General features: G+C 59.1%; 13 protein-coding genes. 10 read left to right on the top strand and 3 right to left on the bottom strand.

All coding sequences use genetic code 11. The features are described from left to right. Positions 1 to 131 precede the first annotated feature (131 nt). The 10 genes from dapA to LCH65_RS05480 all read left to right on the top strand — a co-directional run bounded on the left by dapA (position 132) and on the right by LCH65_RS05480 (position 13,010). The gene (dapA, locus tag LCH65_RS05525) at positions 132 to 1,010 is read left to right on the top strand and encodes a 4-hydroxy-tetrahydrodipicolinate synthase (protein ID WP_187600142.1); all 879 of its coding nucleotides are present in this window, start codon (positions 132 to 134) and stop codon (positions 1,008 to 1,010) included. 10 nt (positions 1,011 to 1,020) lie between these two features. Beyond that, positions 1,021 to 2,190 (top strand): iron-containing alcohol dehydrogenase, encoded by a 1,170-nt coding sequence (locus LCH65_RS05520; protein ID WP_003436050.1) that lies wholly within the window; start codon positions 1,021 to 1,023, stop codon positions 2,188 to 2,190. Further along, positions 2,187 to 3,446: a four-carbon acid sugar kinase family protein gene (locus tag LCH65_RS05515; RefSeq protein WP_226439219.1), complete on the top strand. Its 1,260-nt coding sequence runs from the start codon at positions 2,187 to 2,189 to the stop codon at positions 3,444 to 3,446. The genes LCH65_RS05520 and LCH65_RS05515 overlap by 4 nt, the downstream gene beginning before the upstream one ends. Further along, positions 3,439 to 4,461, top strand: a complete 1,023-nt coding sequence (pdxA, locus tag LCH65_RS05510; RefSeq protein ID WP_003436046.1) for a 4-hydroxythreonine-4-phosphate dehydrogenase PdxA — start codon at positions 3,439 to 3,441, stop codon at positions 4,459 to 4,461. Before LCH65_RS05515 ends, pdxA begins: the two co-directional genes overlap by 8 nt. Before the next feature lie 78 nt (positions 4,462 to 4,539). Beyond that, positions 4,540 to 5,964: a sodium:solute symporter family protein gene (locus LCH65_RS05505; RefSeq protein ID WP_003436044.1), complete on the top strand. Its 1,425-nt coding sequence runs from the start codon at positions 4,540 to 4,542 to the stop codon at positions 5,962 to 5,964. Continuing rightward, positions 5,951 to 7,075, top strand: a complete 1,125-nt coding sequence (locus LCH65_RS05500) for an exo-alpha-sialidase (protein ID WP_226439218.1) — start codon at positions 5,951 to 5,953, stop codon at positions 7,073 to 7,075. Before LCH65_RS05505 ends, LCH65_RS05500 begins: the two co-directional genes overlap by 14 nt. A gap of 54 nt (positions 7,076 to 7,129) precedes the next feature. After that, the gene (locus LCH65_RS05495; protein ID WP_072366876.1) at positions 7,130 to 7,816 is read left to right on the top strand and encodes an SDR family oxidoreductase; all 687 of its coding nucleotides are present in this window, start codon (positions 7,130 to 7,132) and stop codon (positions 7,814 to 7,816) included. A 39-nt stretch (positions 7,817 to 7,855) separates the two neighbouring features. Beyond that, on the top strand, positions 7,856 to 8,626 hold the full coding sequence (locus LCH65_RS05490; protein WP_003436038.1) for a DeoR/GlpR family DNA-binding transcription regulator: 771 nt from the start codon (positions 7,856 to 7,858) through the stop codon (positions 8,624 to 8,626). A gap of 302 nt (positions 8,627 to 8,928) precedes the next feature. Next, entirely contained in the window at positions 8,929 to 12,321 is a 3,393-nt protein-coding gene (locus LCH65_RS05485; protein WP_345945904.1) for a toxin VasX, read from the top strand. Then, on the top strand, positions 12,318 to 13,010 hold the full coding sequence (locus LCH65_RS05480) for a permease (protein WP_226439216.1): 693 nt from the start codon (positions 12,318 to 12,320) through the stop codon (positions 13,008 to 13,010). The genes LCH65_RS05485 and LCH65_RS05480 overlap by 4 nt, the downstream gene beginning before the upstream one ends. A gap of 47 nt (positions 13,011 to 13,057) precedes the next feature. On the opposite strand, the gene LCH65_RS05475 is transcribed toward LCH65_RS05480, so the two are convergent. The 3 genes from LCH65_RS05475 to LCH65_RS05465 form a co-directional block, all read right to left on the bottom strand. Then, positions 13,058 to 15,295: an ATP-binding protein gene (locus LCH65_RS05475; RefSeq protein WP_096105604.1), complete on the bottom strand. Its 2,238-nt coding sequence runs from the start codon at positions 15,293 to 15,295 to the stop codon at positions 13,058 to 13,060. Continuing rightward, positions 15,292 to 15,906 (bottom strand): biliverdin-producing heme oxygenase, encoded by a 615-nt coding sequence (locus tag LCH65_RS05470; protein WP_003369999.1) that lies wholly within the window; start codon positions 15,904 to 15,906, stop codon positions 15,292 to 15,294. The genes LCH65_RS05475 and LCH65_RS05470 overlap by 4 nt, the downstream gene beginning before the upstream one ends. Positions 15,907 to 16,257: 351 nt before the next feature. After that, the gene (locus LCH65_RS05465) at positions 16,258 to 18,291 is read right to left on the bottom strand and encodes an LTA synthase family protein (protein ID WP_226439215.1); all 2,034 of its coding nucleotides are present in this window, start codon (positions 18,289 to 18,291) and stop codon (positions 16,258 to 16,260) included. Positions 18,292 to 18,301 lie beyond the last annotated feature (10 nt).

Here is an 18,301-nt window from a genome sequence, read left to right as displayed (position 1 = left end):
GGCTTTTTGATCGGTTCTTTCATTTTTACTGCATCACCCCACTCCTTCGTGAAAAAAACGCTCAAAATGCTTGCCAGTAATGATCGATTCAATCACTATCGTTTTACTAAAAATAAAACGAGAACCTGGCCATGCAATTTCGCGGCATCATTCCAGCTCTGGTCACGCCCTTCACCGAAGATCAGCAGCTCGACGAGCAGGCCCTGCGCAATCTGATCGAAAACCTTCTGGATGCAGGTGTTCACGGGCTTTTCGTACTGGGCACCAACGGTGAGTTCTTCGCCCTTTCCGAAGCGGAAAAACTAAAGATCGCTCGTATTACCGTCGAAGCGACGGCAGGGCGCGTACCTGTCGTAGTCGGCACCGGGGCATTTGCCACGCACGAAGTGATTGAAATGAACAAAAAGATGATCGATGTGGGCGCCGATGCCCTGTCGATCATCACGCCGTACTTCAACGCTGTCAGCCAGCGCGAGCTGATCAAGCACTACACCAGTATCGCCGATGCGTCCGAACTGCCGCTGATGATGTACAACATTCCGGCCAAGACCGGCATGTCGATCGGCACGGATGCCGTGGCCACCCTCAGCCAGCATCCGCAGATCAAGGGCATCAAGGACAGTGCTGGCAACTTCGATGCACTGGTGCAGATGATGAAGTACCGCAGCGACGACTTCGCGGTATTCGCCGGAACCGACTCGCTGATCCACTGGAACCTGCTGGCCGGCGGTGACGGCGCGGTGGCTGCAACCGCCAACGCGGTGCCGGGTCTGGTCATGTCGATCTGGAACCACTTCCAGTCGGGCAATCATGACGCTGCCCGCGCCGCGCAGGAGTCCCTGCGCCCGCTGCGCGATGCCTTCGCGCTGGGCACCCTGCCTGTAGTGCTGAAAACCGCCACGCAACTGCTCAATGTACCGGTCGGCCCCTGCCGTGCGCCGGTACAGCCGCTCGACGCCGCCGCGCTGGAAAAACTTCACAGCCTGTTGGCCGTTTACCGCCAAGCCTGAGGTCATTGCGATGTCTGCTACCTACCATTTCCAGACCGTGAAGCATGTTGTCCACGGTCCCGGCAGCCTGGATCTGCTGGGCGAAAAGCTGCCACTGCTCGATGTGCCGGTCAGGACCGTCATTCTGGTCACGCAAAACGCCATGCATAACCTTGGTGTCACCCAGCGCGTCACCGATCAGCTACGCGACCTGAATATCCGCGTGCACATGCTCGACAACGTCGAAATCGAACCGACCCTGGAAAACATCGAACGTGTGTTCCGTGACGACGTCGCTCCGCATGCGCCGGACGCCCTGATCGCCATCGGTGGAGGCAGCGTGCTGGATGCCGCCAAGCTGTTCGCCGTCATGTTGACCAATGACACGCCACTCAGAGACCTGCTGGGCATCGACAAGGTGACCCACCCCGGCAAGCCCATGGTGCTGGTGCCCACCACATCGGGTACAGGATCGGAAGTGACACCCAACGCGATCGTCACGCTGCCCGACGAAGAACTGAAGATCGGCGTGGTCAGCCGCCATCTGCTGCCGACGCTGGTGATTCTCGATCCATTACTGACCCTCAGCCTGCCCCGAGCGATCACTGCCGCGACCGGAATGGATGCCTTCACGCACTCGCTGGAGTCCTTCATTTCCACCAAGGCCAACCCGATCAGCGATGCCTTTGCCCTGGAGTCGATGCGTCTCATCGCAGGCAGCATTGTGGAAGCCTGGCAACAACCGGAATCAGTGCGCGCTCGCGGCGACATGCTGCTGGGTTCGATGTACGGCGGCCTGGCGCTGACGGCTGCCGGGACCGCTGCAGTGCATGCGCTGGCCTACCCGCTGGGAGGCAAGTTTCACGTCACCCACGGCGTAGCCAACGCCATGCTGCTGCCCCACGTGATGGCCTTCAATCTGGACAGTTGCGCCGAACGGCTCAAGCGCGCGGCACTGATCTGCGGTGTAGCACAGCAGGACGACAGCAATGAGGCGGCGGCCCACAAGCTGATCGAACAGATTCGCCAATGGACTCAAGTGCTGAACATCCCGCAGAACCTGCGTGAGTTTGGCGTGGCCGAAGAGCATCTGGCTGACATGGCCGTGGCGGCCTCAAGGGTCACCCGCCTGATGACCAATAATCCCAAGGCGCTCAGCCTTGACGATATCCAGCAACTGTACCGGTGCCTGCTGCCATGAGTCACGTCGAGTTTCCCGGCCTGTTGATCATCGCCGATGACTTGTCCGGGGCCGCCGATTGCGCGGCGGATTTCGCCTCGCGGTTCGATACCCATGTGCTGCTGAGCAACGGCGCCCCAGACCTGCAAGGTGTCATCGCCTTCGATACCGATTCGCGTCGCCTGGCGCCGCAACAGGCCGCCGAACAGAACCGCGTAGCGCTGCAACAACAGTCCCGCGCAGGCATGGCGCTGTACAAGAAAATCGACTCGACACTGCGCGGCAATATCGCCAGCGAGGTCGATGCCTTGCAGGGACTGCGCGGCATGGCGCTGGTCGCTCCGGCGTTCCCGGCCATGCAGCGCACGACCGTGATGGGTGTGCAATTGATAAATGGTGTGCCGGTCGATCAAAGTGATGTGTGGCGCAACGAGCACCTGCAGGGCACCGGCGACCTGCTTGAGCTGTTTGCCGCGCAGGGCCTGCACACGCAATGGCTGGGGCTCGACGCCATTCGTGACCCTGCCGGTCTGAAAACCGCTCTGCGCAGCGCGCTTGAGCAGGGTGTGCAGGTGCTGGTCTGCGACGCTGAACTGGACAGTGACCTGCTGCGTCTGGCCGACGCGTCAGTGGGCTGGCACGACGAGCTGTTCTGGGTCGGCTCTGCCGGGCTGGCTCGCCATCTGCCACAAGCGTTCGGTCTGGCCGCAGCGCTGCCGATCAGTGTCAGACCACGCTCACCGGTGCTGACCGTGATCGGCAGCATGTCCCGGCACTCTCAAGCCCAGGCCGACAGCCTCGCGCACGCCAGTCAGGCACTGTGCCTGACGCTACAACCTTCGACGCTACTCAATGAAGAGAGGAGCACCGAGCGCGATGCCCTGAGCGAGCAGCTTCAGCAACACCTCGCCGCCGGGCAGGATGTACTGGTGCGCCTCGATCAACAACAGCGCGATCCAGCTCGGGCAGCCACCTTGAGTCACGCGCTGGCGCAATGGCTGGCACCCGCCCTGCCCCATGCAGGCTCGCTGATCGCCACGGGCGGTGAAACCGCCAGGGCGATCCTGATTGCCGCCGGTATCGAACGCTTGATGCTGTCTGGCGAACTGGCCACCGGCGTGGTTCTGGCCGAAGCGCAACTGGGCAGGCACACACTCAATGTAGTGACCAAAGCCGGCGCTTTCGGCGACCCCGACACGTTGCTTGACGCCTGGCAACGGCTCCACGCACCGGCTGCGACCGACACCCCTTTCAACGAGGAAGCTTCCTATGTCTGAACGTCCCGTCATTGGTATCACCATGGGCGACGCCGCCGGGGTGGGACCGGAAATCATCATGAAAATGCTCACCCATGCCTCGGTGTACGCGACTTGCCGACCGTTGGTGATCGGCGATGCGCAACGCCTGGAAGACGCCAACCGCATCGTCGGCAGCCAACTGCGCGTCAACAGCATCGCCAGCCCGGCAGAAGCGCGCTTCATTCAGGGCAGCGTAGACTGCATCGACCTGGGTCTGATCCCCGCCGACCTGCCTTATGGAAAACTCTCGCCGGTCGCCGGTGATGCGGCCTTCCGCTATATCGAGCGTACGGTGCAACTGACTCAGGCCGGCGAGCTGGATGCGATCTGCACCGCTCCGTTGAACAAGGAAGCCCTGCACGCAGGCGGGCATATCTTCCCCGGTCACACCGAAATGCTCGCGCACCTGCTGGGCATCGAAGAAGTGTCGATGATGCTGATGACCCCGACATTACGGGTAATTCACGTCACAACCCACATCGGCATCATCGACGCCATTGCGCGCATCGAACCTGGGCTGGTCAAGCGCACCATCGAGCGCGCCAGAGAGACGCTGACCCGCGCAGGCATCGATAACCCGCTGATCGCGGTCTGTGGCATCAATCCTCACGCCGGGGAAAACGGCCTGTTCGGCTATGGCGAAGAAGCCACCAAGATCCAGCCTGCGATTGATGAACTGCGCGCCCGTGGCTGGCGCGTGGAAGGCCCGCTGCCCGCCGATACGTTGTTCTTCCGTGCCGGACGCGGCGACTTCGATGCCGTGGTTGCGATGTACCACGATCAGGGCCACGGCCCGGTCAAGGTCATGGGTCTGGAGGCCGGGGTCAACGTGACCATCGGCCTGCCGGTGATCCGCACCTCGGTGGATCACGGCACCGCTTTCGACATCGCCGGCAAGGGCATCGCCGACGAACGCAGCCTGATCGAAGCCATGCGCCAGGCCGTGGAGCTGGCCACCCGAAAACGCGACACCCGCAATTCCATCGCCGTCTGAGGTCGTTACCGGTACTGACCCAACGATCCCCAGCGGCACCCCATAACGCGCCAGAACAAAAACAATGGAGCGAGACTGATGGATACCTTCAACGCGCAAGACACCTCGATCATCATCGGTATGGTGGTCGTCTACATCCTCATAACCACCTGGATGAGCATGCGCCTGCGCAGCAAGACCAGTGAGCAATACATGGTCGCCTCGCGCACCATGCCCGCCTTTGTCGTCGGCGTGCTGATGATGTCCGAATTCATCGGCGCCAAGTCTACGGTCGGTACGGCACAAGCGGCCTTCGAAAGCGGTTTTGCCGCCTCCTGGTCAGTGATCGCCGCAGCCATCGGCTTCCCGCTGTTCGGCCTGCTGATGGCGCGCAAGCTGTACAGCTCCGGCGAATTCACCATTTCCGGCTTCATCGCCAAAAAATACGGCACCTCCACCAAACTCGCAGTCTCGATCATCATGATCTACGCGCTGTTGCTGGTGAACGTCGGCAACTACGTCAGCGGCGCGGCGGCCATTGCCACGGTTCTGAAGATCAACCTGACCACTGCGGCCTTCATTACCGCGATCATCAGCACGCTCTACTACGTGTTCGGCGGCCTGAAAAGCGTGGCTTACATGAGTATTCTGCACACCGGGGTGAAATACATCGGCGTGCTGATCGTGCTCGGCGTGGCACTGAAAATGACTGGCGGCTTCAGCCCCGTGGTGCAGAACATGCCCGAGCATTACTTCACGTGGGACGGCGCCATCGGTGGTTCGAAAATCCTCGCCTGGATCATCGGCACGGTCGGCGCGATTTTCTCCACGCAGTTCATCATTCAGGCCATCTCCTCGACGCAGAATCAGAACGCAGCACGCCGCTCGACCTTCTATGCCTCGCTGCTGTGCATCCCGATTGCCCTGGCGCTGGGCTTCATCGGTGTCGCGTCCAAGTACCTGCACCCGGAAATGAGCAGCCTGTACGCGCTGCCGATCTTCCTGCAATCGATGAGCCCGGTATTGGCAGGCGTAGTGACCATCTCGCTGGTCGCTTCGATTTTCGTCAGCGTCAGTACGGTAGCGCTGGCCATCGCCTCGCTGGTCGTCCGTGACTTCTACGTACCGTGGCGCAAACCGTCCGTGGATCAGGAATTCAAAACCACACGCCTGATCGCGTTGGTGATCGGTTTCGTGCCGCTGTTCTTCGTGTTCTTCGTCCCCGAAATCCTCAACCTGTCATTCTTCACTCGCGCCCTGCGCCTGTCGATTGCCGTTGTCGCCATGATCGCCATCTACCTGCCGTTCTTCGGTTCGGGCCGAGGCGCCACGCTGGGTCTGATCGCCTCAGCGATTACCACCAGCGTCTGGTATCTGTTGAACAACCCTTACGGCATCGACAACATGTACATCGCCCTGGTGACACCTGCCGTTGTGATTGCCATCGAGCGCCTGCTGCCCCAGTCCGCGCCGAGCCAACCTGCCAATCCTGTAGAAACCGAGGTCCCCCATGCCAACCGCTGATACCCGTCAGGACGCGTTCCTGCCAACGCCTTACGCACAGAACCATGCGGCAAACCTGCACGAGCTGGCCGACGGCACAGTGCTATGCACCTGGTTCGCGGGGACTCAGGAGGGTATGGCCGACATCTTCGTACTGCTGTCGCGCCGTGACCCGGTGACGGGCGTCTGGAGCGAGCCCCGGAAAATGTCCGAAGACTCGACCCGCTCCGAACAGAACCCGATTCTGTTTCAAGCACCCGACGGCCCGCTGTGGTTGATCTGGACCGCACAGATTTCCGGTAATCAGGAGACCGCGATCATCCGCCGTCGCCTGTCGCTGGACTACGGCCAGAGCTGGGGGCCTGTAGACACCTTGTTCGACGAGCCGGGTACCTTTGTACGCCAGCCGCCGGTGGTACTGGATAACGGTGACTGGGTATTGCCGGTCTGGTACTGCATCACCGGCCCCGGTGAAAAGTGGGTCGGCAACCATGACGTCAGTGCAGTAATGATCTCCACCGATCAAGGACACAACTGGTCACGCCACGACGTGCCTGACAGCACCGGCAGCGTGCACATGAATGTTCATCAGTTGGCGGATGGTAGCCTGCTCGGTCTGTTCCGCAGCCGCTGGGCAGACTTCATCTACAGCAGCCGGTCCAGCGACCGGGGCCGAACCTGGAGCGTGCCGGCACCGACCGAATTGCCCAACAACAACTCGTCGATCCAGTTCGTGAGACTGGCGACGGACGAGCTGGCACTGGTCTATAACCCTGTCAGCGCCGACGGCCACGCCCAGCGCCGCGCCTCGCTGTACGACGAAATCGAAGACGAAGGTGACGAGCGGATCACACCGGGACCGCGTGAGGACGGCAAGGCTGCAGTGTGGGGCATCCCCCGTGCGCCAATGAGCCTGGCGGTCTCGCGGGACGGCGGTGGTACCTGGCCGACCCGTCTGGACCTGGAGCTGGGCGACGGCTTTTGCCTGACCAACAACTCACAGGAAAAGCTCAACCGCGAATTCTCCTACCCCAGCATCATCCAGGCCGCGGATGGCAGCCTGCATGTCGCCTTCACCTACTTCCGACAGAAGATCAAACATATTCACTTGCCGCTGAACGCGATCCGTTGACCCACCCGCGTCGATCAGCCTGCTGCCGATCGACGCCTTTGCGGAACCCATGCCATGCCCGAACCGATTCAGTCCGTACTCGTCACCGGTGCCAGCTCCGGCATTGGCAAAGCCATTATCACGCGCTTGCTGACACAGGGCTTGCAGGTCACCGGTCTGAGCCGCCGCACGCCAGACCTGGAACACAAGAACTTCACCTGGCGAGCGTGCGACCTCAACGACTTCAACGCGCTGGACGCAGCCCTGCAGCAAACACCGCGCATCGATGCACTGATCCATGCGGCCGGCTTCATGCGCACTGCAGCGCTTGGCGAACTGGACGATGCCGATGGCCAGGCGATGTGGCATCTGCATGTGGCCGTTGCCAGCCACATGGTCAATGCGCTTTACCCACGCCTGCGCGACGGTGCCCGTATCCTGATGATCGGCAGCCGCACCATGCAGGGCGCGGCGCAACGCAGCCAGTACGCAGCGACCAAGGCGGCGCTGCAAGGCATGGTTCGCTCATGGGCGATCGAGCTGGCCCCGCGTAACATCACCGTCAACCTGATCGCCCCCGGCGCGACCGAAACGCCGATGCTGCTGGACCCGGGACGCAGTGGCACGCCGCCGCGAAAGCCTCCGATAGGCCGCTTCGTGCAACCCGAGGAAATCGCCGGTCTGGCGGCGTTTCTACTCGGCCCCGACGCGGGTGCAATTACCGGGCAAAGCCTGGTGGTATGCGGCGGTGCGTCGTTGTAAGGTTGCATCCCGCTTCCAGGCTTTAGTGCAAGGGCTGTAATGAAAGTCGCCAACCGTCGTCAAGCGATACTCGAACTGGTTCTTTCCGGCAAATCCAACGTGGACGAGCTGTGCGCCCAACTCGGCGTCTCGGAAGCCACGGTTCGCCGCGACCTGACCGCCCTGGCCGAACACGGCTTGATCCTGCGCACCTACGGCGGCGCGGCACACGTCGGTCAGCGCGAGCCGGAAACTTCTCTGGAAGAGCGCAGCCGTCAGCACAGCCAGGAAAAAATGGACATCGCCCGTGCCGCACTGGCGCACATCGAGGATCACGACACGCTGTTTCTCGAAGGCGGTACCAGTACCAGCGCGCTGGCGCACATTCTCAATCAGCGGCGCGGGCTGCATGTGATCACCAATAACCTGCTGGCGCTGAGCGATCTGGCGTTGATCCCCGATGGGCGCATCACCGTGCTCGGCGGCACGCTGCGCGCATCGAGCATGTCGACCTATGGCGTGGCGGCGCAGGCAGCCCTGGAACACCTGAGTGCCGACAAACTGTTCATCAGTGCCGATGGCGTGGTAGCGGAGCTGGGTCTGTGCGAGGCCAGCGCCGAACAGGCGTATCTGAAGGAAAACATGGTGGCACGCGCCGCTCAGGTCTTTGTCCTGGCTGACGTCACCAAGCTGGGCCGAGCTCGTCAGCAGCACTGGACACCCTTGCGCCAGCCCTGGACGCTGATTACCAACCCGGTGGATGACGAATCCCTGCTCGCTCCGTTCAAGGCACGCAAGAGTATTCAGGTGGAAATTGCACTGCCTGCCTGATTCGGCAAACGACCTGATTTCCTGTTCGTGGCACTTGGCGCGGGCCGTGCAGACTTTTGCGCACCCAATACCTAAATAAAATTGACCAAGGCTTGTACTCAAAGCGATGCAGCGAGCATGCGCGAGTCAGCGCACGTGTGCAGATACTTGCGCACTATTTCACGCTTTTCTTGCTCGATGTCTTTGCTTTAAATCCCTATCTATTTGTTTTTTATAGATAAGTAGACAGTCGGCACATATCTTGGAATGCACCTCTGCATACAGCGGGCGATATCGACCGTTTCTGCGCAGAGATTCCATGCATGACCGACAAATCCGGCACCCATACTCAACGACGTGCTGCAACGTTCGCCAAAACTCCCGCCACGGCCACCAGCCTGTGTCCCTTCCGCGGACCTGACGTCGCCATCGTGCCCGTGCGCTATGCGCTGGATCGCTCCCGCTACGATACCGCTCCCCAGAAGCTGAAACCGCTACTCAAGGGCAGCCGCTGGGCGGTGATGCCGAAGCTGAAAACACGCAGCTATACCCTTCGCCAGCTGTATGACGGTTACGTATATGTCTATGACGAGACTGCCGAAACGTTGCACGAGTACGCGGTGTCAGCCGCCACCGGCAACCTGAGCCGTATTGTGTGGGCCGATACGCAGCTTGGCAGTGACCGGCGAAGCGGTGCCGACGATGGCAAACCCTTCCTGCTCTATCCGCGAAACAACCGGCTTCATATCGCCTTTTCTCCGCTGCAATGGACGTGGCGAACATGCGAACACCTGCGTTCGAACCCGGCAAGCCGCTCTGCATGGATGAAAGCGCTGGATCTGAAACGCTACTGCATGACCATGGCCGAGCCGGATACCTTGCCGTTGAACCGCATTGCCGAAGCGGTGGCGGACATCGACAAGGAGCATGTGGTTGACGATGGCCGCTTTGCAGACTCGACGATTCCTACATCCAAGGCCTCCAGCGAAGAAACCCAGCCGTTGTTTTCGCCAATCGGCGCTGACGTTTTCTGGCAGGGCAGCGTTGAAGACCAGCACAGTTCACTGCTCATTGCCCTTGATGACCCGCTGGCCATTTTCAACGATCTGGGTATGCAACTGGCCGCCGATCAGGCCGCTTACCGCAACTGGCAAGCCGAGTACGAACACAGGATCCAGATCGCCCAGACGGTTACCGCACTGTGTGGCGCTGAAGGCGAACCGGAGAAATTGCCGGCATCGGTGCGCGACAATGCGGCGCTCACCCATCAGTACCTGGGCGAGCTCGAAGCTTACTTCGAGCAGTGCATCCTTGAGGAAGCGCAGATCAGCAGCAGTAACGTTCCCGGCGATTTTCTGCTGATGCCGGACATGTTCAAGAGCCTGGACATGCGCAAATTGATTGAAATGCGTTACGGCAGCGCGCCCTCCGACGAGGCCCTGCAAGCCTGGAAAGATCGCCACAAATGGCGGCGCGAGGTCGATCTGAGCGGTGCGCGCCAATACCTTCAGCAGCACCTGCCAACCGGCGACACACTGCTGCAACAGGTGCGTGACACGCAAAGCGACTTTCGGCAATGGTCGACCCATCTGGGCACGGAACCGCTCAAGCTGTTTGTCGACACCACCCACCCCGAAAGCCTGCTTTATCTGCAAACGCTCATGCTTAACCTGCAGATCATCTACGCTCAGGACAACGCCGCCAGCACCTGGCTTGCCGAGCAGGAAGCCAACGACAGCAGCCTGTTTGGCACCTTGCGCTACGGCTTCTCACCGGCGCTCAAACACGCGCTGCATCAGGAGGCCAACGCGCTGCTGAACGGCCTTGGCGACGTGACCAACCTGGCCACCCGAATCGGCGAACTCAACGGCACGCTCAATCATCAGGGCTTTGCCGACAAGCCGTGGATGAAGGCGCTGAAACAACCCGTTCAGGACACCTTCAAAGCTCTCGGCCAACTGGCCAGCAGCGCAGGCAAGGCGACGTTCGAAAGCATTCTGCTGGCCTGGGTGCCCATCGACAGCCGCCTGGCGGTGGGCAAGCAGCAGAACATCGTTGCACTGATACGCACGCTGTTGATAGGCCAGATCCTGCTCGATTCGAAGGCGCGTATCGCGATCGATCACAAGATGCTCGCGAAGCTGAAAAACTGGATCAGTGAGTGGCAGGTGCTCAACAAACAGATCAGCGATACCCGTCGCAGCTGGCTCTACCCCACCGCTTACAACCCCCGCAAAAGCATCGCCAGCCACCTGCGCACGCTCGAGCAAAAGCTTCGCCTGCACGAACTGAGCATGCCCGCCCTGCTCGACTTTCAGAACAACGAGTACGCCAGGCAGTTGCAGGATGAGATTCGCCTGTACTTCCAGTCGGGCAAAGCCATCACCAAAGACTGGCTGGCGACCGCCAAACGCTGGCTCGATGGACTGGGAGGGATTGCCGGCTCGATCACCTGGAGCGTGATCATGCTCAACTTCATCAACACCGCCTTCACTTATCGCGACCTTACTCGGGATGGAGACTTCAGTGCCAAGGATATTGGCAAGGTAACGTATGGGCTGGGGTACAGCTTTAACCTGTTGATGGCGGTGTTTGTTGAAGCACCGTGGGCGGTTATCAGTACGGCGAAGCCACTTGTCATTGGCGGCTATAACATAGGCATTCTCGATAAATCGGCGGCTTACTGGAAAGCACGAGGTAATGCGGTTTGGGGGGATGCGATAAGGGGGTTTAGAGGTTCGATGGTGGCGATGGGTGGGTTTGGACTCGCGGCAGTTACGCTTGAAATATTTGATATTGCAGATGACTTTTACGCAGCAAAAACACCAGAAGAAAAGAACGTAATCATTGTAAAAGGCATTTCTGTGTTCACAATGGGAGTGGGCTCAACTTTTCAATTGATGGGAGGATTATCGCCTGCCAGTGCATTCGCGACTGTTGCGATGAGCTCATGGTTCAGTGTGGCGTTGCTCATAATAGGTTCTATTTATCTTTTCACTACGATGACCCTGAATTATTTCAAGCAAGACAGTGTCGGCTGGTGGCTACGCAAGTGCTGTTGGTCCAGAACCCTGGACTATCGCTACGCTGAGACTGCCAAAGGTGAGTATGAAGAAGTTCGCGCACTGATGGAAATTCAATTATCTCCGCAGGTTCATGTCAAAAGCACGGTGCATTATGAAAACCGTTATCTAGGAAAAGGAGATCACTACAGCGTAGCGGTACAAAATGGTGTTGGAGTACAAGTGCAATTGCCCAACCTGATACGCGGGCAGTCCATACACTTCAACATCGTCAGCAGCAAGCGACCATGGGGAGTGCTACCTGTAGAAAAAATAGACGACCCGCTGCATCAAGCTTTTCTGGACCGCGGGCAATTCAGGAAAGCCGAACAGTTCGGGAAGCTAACCAACACGCCTTCTGGCAAGGCGAGTGATGACCTCACCTACCCTCTCATGCCACCAGAAAATGAAGACCTCATCTGGGAAACCTGGGTGCCACTGAACAAGGACGCAATGTATCTCGAGCTGCAAATCTGGTATCCGGCCAGTCTTTTAAACCTTGGCGAAGACGATAGAAGCTATCTGTTTCAGATGGAGCTTGGCCCAAGAGGCGATACCGCTATTGACGGACTGGCTGCTGTGGAACTTGAAGTGAAGGCATCAAACAGAGCCGGTACGCCGACTCTAGAAGTCGCAGAGGGCACACTTATATGACTCAACAAGAAAAAGTCCCAACTTTGCCACAGGGTAGAGATGTTCTGAACTGGAAAATCAAAACACTTGCAAGATCGCCCAGAGAAATGATGATAACTCAGTCCATATTTATCGCACTCTACCTAACAGGATGCACACTTTACCTGTGGGGAGGCTGGATAATGTTTTCAGATAGTCTCTACTCATTAGTGGGCACTGTATTAGCGCTCGCCGGCGTTCTTGCCTATTTCGTAGGCCTGCTCATCCGCCAAAAAACCATCTTCAACTACACCCTGAAAACCGATGGCGCCACGGTCGAGTATTACCTCCACTACCCCGACTTCGCCTCAAGCTTCTTCAAGGGCATCGCCATTTTCGTCATGTTGGTATTCGGATTCGTCGCCGTCCTGACCGGATCGTTGCTCTTTCTGGTCGGCCCGGTAGCGATGGCCTTCATCGCCGCCATCAAACTGCTGAACTGGGAAAACCCTGTCCACCATCGACAAACCGCCCCCTGGCACCTGCATGAATTTGTCACGGTCGATCACAGACGCCTGATGGTCATCATCCATTGCGACGATATCACCACCGGCTTCGCCGCGCGCTTTCCCAGCAAGGCGTTGATGGACAAGTACCTCGCTTTCCTGCGCAAGGTACTTCCGGCGAACGCTGAATACATCGAAAAAGCCACTAACTGGCATCAGGGCTGACGCGACTCAGGCTTGAGCCGACACACACTGCAAGCCTGAGAAAGCGATCAAACTGCCATTGGCACCGTGAAGCGGAACTCGCTGCCCTCGCCCACCCGGCTTTGCGCAGCCAGTTCACCGCCGTGTGCCTTGATGATGCCTTGCGAGATGTACAGGCCCAGACCGGTGCCGGTCGGGTTGCCTTCCTTGACGGTCCAGTAGCGCTCGAAGATGTGTGGCAACTGCTCGGGAGGGATACCCTCGCCGGAGTCCCGTACGGTGAACACGATTTCAGCGCCGTTGGACATTGCCGCCACACCGATTGTGCCCATTTTCGGGGTGAACTTGATGGCGTTGCCGATCAGGTTGGACAGCACCTGGAAGAGACGCTCCGGGTCGGCCTGGACCTTGAGGTCAGGCTCGGCGTTGAAGGAGATCTCGATGGACTTGTCCATCGCCAGGGGGGCCAGCAAGGTGTAAGCCTCCTCGAATATCTGGCTGACTTCCAGCGGCTGCGGCGTAATGGTGTAACGGCCTGCTTCGATTTTCGAGGTGTCGAGCAGGTCTTCGAGCAACACATTCATGCGGCTGGCCGCTTGCTGCATGGTATCGATTGCCGTGGAAATACGTCGCGAGGTGTGTGGCCCATCGGAGCTGAACGACTTCTGCATCATCCCACACAGCATGGAAATGACCGTCATCGGGTTGCGCAAGTCATGGGACACAACCGCTACCAGCTCGTCGCGGGCGCGAACGGCCTGCTGCTCCCTGCGCACCTGGCGGGCGAGGTCATTTTCCAGAGCGGAGCGGCGCAGGTCATTGGCGGCGAACACATCGCCATAGCTCCACTTCGTAGCGATCCCGGTCATCTCGACTTTCCAGATCTCAAACGAGGTGCGCGGCCGAAGACGCATGCCGCCTGCCGAGCTCTCCATATCCAGTGGTTTTTTCGGATTACCGCTCCACTGAACCGTTTCCTTGACCTCGGGGCGAAACCAGATAACGCCGTTGTCGACCGGCTTTGGCAGGCTCATCGCCAATACGCCGCTGGCAACTGGCTGATAGGCCTCGGCAGGCGGATAGACACTGGATAGATGATGACTGGCATACACTGGTTCGCCACCAGCAATCATCCACGCATGCAGTGCACGTACCTCAGAAGGCTCCGGGCAGGTGCCGAAACAATGCGTTTGCCGGTCTTCGATGATGGCGACGCCGCTCGCGCCTACCAGATCCATCAATAACTGTGGTTGCTGCGCCAGACCGTCAAAGACGTTTTCTTCGGACTCGGCCATGGCCAGATTCAATTGCTCGAGCGCCCTGACTTTCGCCTCTCGCTGACGGCTTATTTCCAGCGCTTCCATGGCACTGATCTGCAGGGAAAGCACCTGGCCTATCGCCTGGCAGGCACTGCGCAGTTCGTGAGTCACGTACAGCGGCGTGCGGTTGCCGCAACTGATCAATCCCCACAACTTGCCGCCCTGAATCAGTGAAACACTCATGGATGACAGCACGCCCATGTTCTTCATGTACTGGCAGTGGATCGGTGAAACACTGCGCAACGTCGAAAAACTCAGATCAAGCTGCTCCTGAGTGTCCGGACGCAGTTGAGGCACCAGGGGCACCGGGATGTAATCGGCATCGGGAATAATGCGCAGCCAGTTGCGGCGATACAGTTCGCGCGCCTGCTCGGGAATGTCCGATGCCGGGAAAAACAGTCCGTTGAAAAGCTCCATGGAGGGCGACGACGCTTCAGCGATCACCTGACCATGGCCTTCCTCTTCGAAACGGTAGATCAGCACCCGGTCGTAACCAGTCATTTTCTGGATCTCGCGGACACTGACTTCATACAGGGTCTGCAGATCACTCGCAGCATGCAACTGGCGCAACATGCGGCCCATGTTGCCGGTGCGCTCGGAATAACCGATCGCTTGCGCATCCTTGTCCTGAATCTCCAGTTCCAGAATCAGAACGCCCTGGCTGCGGTGCAGCAAGGCTTCAAACTCGATGCCGTTGATCGACATCAGCAGGCGTTGCGCGTCGATGAACGAGTCATGAGCACTGGCGCTTTTAATCACCTCGGCCCAGCCAGCGCCCAGCACACAGTCCAGCCCCTTGCCGAGCACCTGCTCGGGCACATGGCCCAGCACAGAGTGCACGTTGGCACTGACTTGCAGGATAGTCAGCTCGGGCTCTTGCAACGTGAACAGCAGGCCGTGGGGTTGAATGGCGCCAGGGAACTGAATGGGCTCATCCGCACAATTGGCCAGAAGGACTTCAAAGGCGTCTTTGTCGAGTTGGCTCATAGCAGTACCTCTTGACCCTCGAGCCAGTGCTCGAAACATGCAAATGTGGAGTGCGCTGCAAACGCGGCGGCATCAATAAGAACAACTTCTCGCGGCACGTCGTCCAGATGATTCAGAAACGCCTTCCAGCGAGGTCCGGTGAGGGCACCGTAAACATCGAGAAAGGCCGTTCCACGTTGCTCATCCAGGCCCAAACGCCGGTTTATCTCACGTCGCAACACCTGCCCGCCCAGTGTCGCCCCTTCCAGCACATACATCACACCCAGGCATGCACCGGCAGAATCAACAGTGGGCAACCGTTCGCAGCGGGGCAATTGCCCGATGTCGTGATCGGACAGCCCCAGCGCACGCAGATCCTCGACCAGCACAGGAGTTTTGACCCTCTCGACCGGAATAAGCTCCGCAGGTATCAAGGCACTGCCATGCAGTATCGCCTCAAGCGGTGCATAAAAACCGTAGTAGGCCTGAAGCAGACGGAGGTAAAGAGCGTGATCCAGAGCGGGTGAAAAAAACGGCATGCGTTTTTCAAGCTTGACGTGCAACTGCCTCGTTTCAGCACGCAGTGCATCAAGCAGTTTCGGCGGGTTAACACATGAAAAACTTGCCGGCATCCAGTAAGGCTCTTGAGTGTGCAATGGGCAAAAAACGCATCCGAGCGAAAACAGGCCGCCAAAATACAGATTCAGAGCAAAATCTGACAGTTTTTTCATGTGTTTGCGATGAAATACCGCAATCCATAAAGATAAAAGCCAGCGTGACAGGACGACGGTTTACAACTCCCCGCAAAATACGCGCTCAACTAACGAAGCTAGTCGAAAACCGAGCCCTATATGCGTTTCGTGCGTGCGTGGTTCACAGGCGCAAGCACTTTAACATCATCCAATAAATATGCCATCCTCAGGCAAGCCGCTGACTCGACCAGCGGCTTGCGTAGCAACGCTGACAAAGGCCGGTTCGCTTCGTCAACGCACGTTCTGATACAGCATCATTCGCGAGGTTTCATGCAGACCGCGGGTGAGGTCGCGCAGCCGTTCGAACTCTTGCGGGTTCTGTTCGGCGACGTTGTCCAGCGGCGTGGGTGAAGACAGGTCATGGAGCGTTGGCGAACTGCCGTCGTGCTCCATTTGCAGCAGGTAGTTGCGCGTGACACCGCCGATCAGCGGGAACGTACCTTCGCGCAGTACCAGCGGCACCACACGTTCACCTTCCGGAGCCGCTTGCTGAATGTCACGACCCATGGTGCCGCTGGTGAAGTCCATTCCGGCCATCCCCGCCAGTGTCGGCAGCAGGTCGGCGAGACCGACCGCTTCGTCGACAACGCGTGTGCCCAGCAGGCCGGGGGCGTGAATCAACAGCGGAACGTTGTTGCTCTCCAGGCCCAGTTGCTCGAACGCCGGCGCCATGTGCGGGATCTGGCTGATGCGCGTGTTGTGATCGCCAAACAGCACGAAGATGGTGTTTTCGTAGTAACCGCCCGCCTTGGCCAGTTCCATCAACCGTCCGATGTTGAAATCCAGCAGGCGCACGGCGTTGTACTGCTCCACGCTACGCGAACCGGCGGCCTGGACCTGCTCCACGGTCCTGTCGCTGACCTGAAAACCGTCGTTGTCCTTCGGAATGGTAAACGGCCGGTGATTGCCCGCAGTCTGCACATAGGCAAAGAACGGTTTGTCGGCTGGCAACGCACGCAGGATCCGGTCGCTCTCCTTGAACAGATCCAGGTCGGAAATCCCCCAGACATCCACTTGCGGTGACTTCCAGTCGCGCTCGTCGTACAGCCGTACGTCGTTGATACTGCGACGGATCAAGGCGTTCATGTTGGCCCAGCCGGAATTGCCACCAATCATGTACAGCTTCTCGTACCCCTTGAAGTCATTGATGATGGTGTTTTGCCGTGTGAGCAGCGGATGGCGCGTGGCGGTCTCCTGCCGTGTCACGTCAGGCACCCCGGTGATGCTCGCCCAGACCGTTTTCGCAGTGCCGGTCACCGGTACGTAAAAGTGCTTGAAGAACCAGCTTTGAGTGGCCAGATGGTCCAGGTTTGGCGTCGGGTTCAACGGGTTACCGTAGGCACCGACAGCACTGGTGCCCAGCGATTCGAGCATGACGAACATGACATTCGGCGGCCGCTCGCCCGGCAGCCGGTAGGGCTGCACGGTCTGGTGACGCTTGAAACTCAATCCCTGTACATCTGGCTGCCGGACGCCCAGATAACGCGCGACCCGCTCATAGTGCTTGCGCACCTCGGGTTCGTCGAAGTTCGACTGGGAGACCTTGAGCGTGTCGTACAGGAACAGCGCCGGGTTGAGCCCCAGTGCCGCCACCTGGCTGTTGCCTGAGAAGAACGCATCGCTCCAGCGCAACGGTACCGGGTTTTCCAGATTGAGATTCTCGACCCGGCCCAGCAGGCCGAGGAAGGTTGCACAGACCATCAGCGCCGAACCCCAGACCACGGACCCGCGTTTGATCGGTCTGGCCTCACGGTCCAGGGTGGCACGTTCAAGCCTGATCAATGCCCAGCCGAGCACTGCGACAGTGAGCAGCCAGCCGACAGTGATCCAGAATACTGGATAAGTCTGCCAAAGCATGTCCCGGGAAATCTGCGCATCCTCCAGATAGCGCAGCACGCTGGCGTTGAGCCTGACCCCGAGATAGGCGTAATGGCCGAAGTCGACGATGTAAATCATTGTCAGAATCGCCAGCGCCACGATCAGATAGCCCCGCGCCAGGCAGCGCAGGGCACGCACGCTGATCAGGTTACAACCTGGCATCCAGAGCAGCACCGCGACCGGCAGCAGTATCAGCAGCGCCAGGCGCAGGTCGAAGCGCAAACCGATGCCGAGCGTCTTTGCGACCTCGCCATGCGTGAACAGCGTGCCCGGTTCGATACCGGAAAACCCGTAGAAGAACACGCCCCTCAGCAACGCCGACAGCAGGAACACCACCATGACCGCGCCCAGCCAATAATGCAGGCGTCGCGATTGCAACCAACTCATCGTCATTCCT

The sequence above is a fragment of the Pseudomonas sp. MWU16-30316 genome, from assembly GCF_020515645.1.
Classification (GTDB): Bacteria; Pseudomonadota; Gammaproteobacteria; order Pseudomonadales; family Pseudomonadaceae; genus Aquipseudomonas; species Aquipseudomonas cerasi.
This window is presented reverse-complemented; position numbering and strand designations above follow the sequence as displayed.

Coding starts and splice junctions, on each gene's coding strand:
- LCH65_RS05485 (WP_345945904.1), top strand. CDS start 8,929: ATGACCGACAAATCCGGCACCCATACTCAACGACGTGCTGCAACGTTC.
- LCH65_RS05505 (WP_003436044.1), top strand. CDS start 4,540: ATGGATACCTTCAACGCGCAAGACACCTCGATCATCATCGGTATGGTG.
- LCH65_RS05465 (WP_226439215.1), bottom strand. CDS start 18,291: ATGAGTTGGTTGCAATCGCGACGCCTGCATTATTGGCTGGGCGCGGTC.
- LCH65_RS05490 (WP_003436038.1), top strand. CDS start 7,856: ATGAAAGTCGCCAACCGTCGTCAAGCGATACTCGAACTGGTTCTTTCC.
- LCH65_RS05470 (WP_003369999.1), bottom strand. CDS start 15,906: ATGCCGGCAAGTTTTTCATGTGTTAACCCGCCGAAACTGCTTGATGCA.
- pdxA (WP_003436046.1), top strand. CDS start 3,439: ATGTCTGAACGTCCCGTCATTGGTATCACCATGGGCGACGCCGCCGGG.
- LCH65_RS05495 (WP_072366876.1), top strand. CDS start 7,130: ATGCCCGAACCGATTCAGTCCGTACTCGTCACCGGTGCCAGCTCCGGC.
- dapA (WP_187600142.1), top strand. CDS start 132: ATGCAATTTCGCGGCATCATTCCAGCTCTGGTCACGCCCTTCACCGAA.
- LCH65_RS05475 (WP_096105604.1), bottom strand. CDS start 15,295: ATGAGCCAACTCGACAAAGACGCCTTTGAAGTCCTTCTGGCCAATTGT.
- LCH65_RS05520 (WP_003436050.1), top strand. CDS start 1,021: ATGTCTGCTACCTACCATTTCCAGACCGTGAAGCATGTTGTCCACGGT.
- LCH65_RS05500 (WP_226439218.1), top strand. CDS start 5,951: ATGCCAACCGCTGATACCCGTCAGGACGCGTTCCTGCCAACGCCTTAC.
- LCH65_RS05515 (WP_226439219.1), top strand. CDS start 2,187: ATGAGTCACGTCGAGTTTCCCGGCCTGTTGATCATCGCCGATGACTTG.
- LCH65_RS05480 (WP_226439216.1), top strand. CDS start 12,318: ATGACTCAACAAGAAAAAGTCCCAACTTTGCCACAGGGTAGAGATGTT.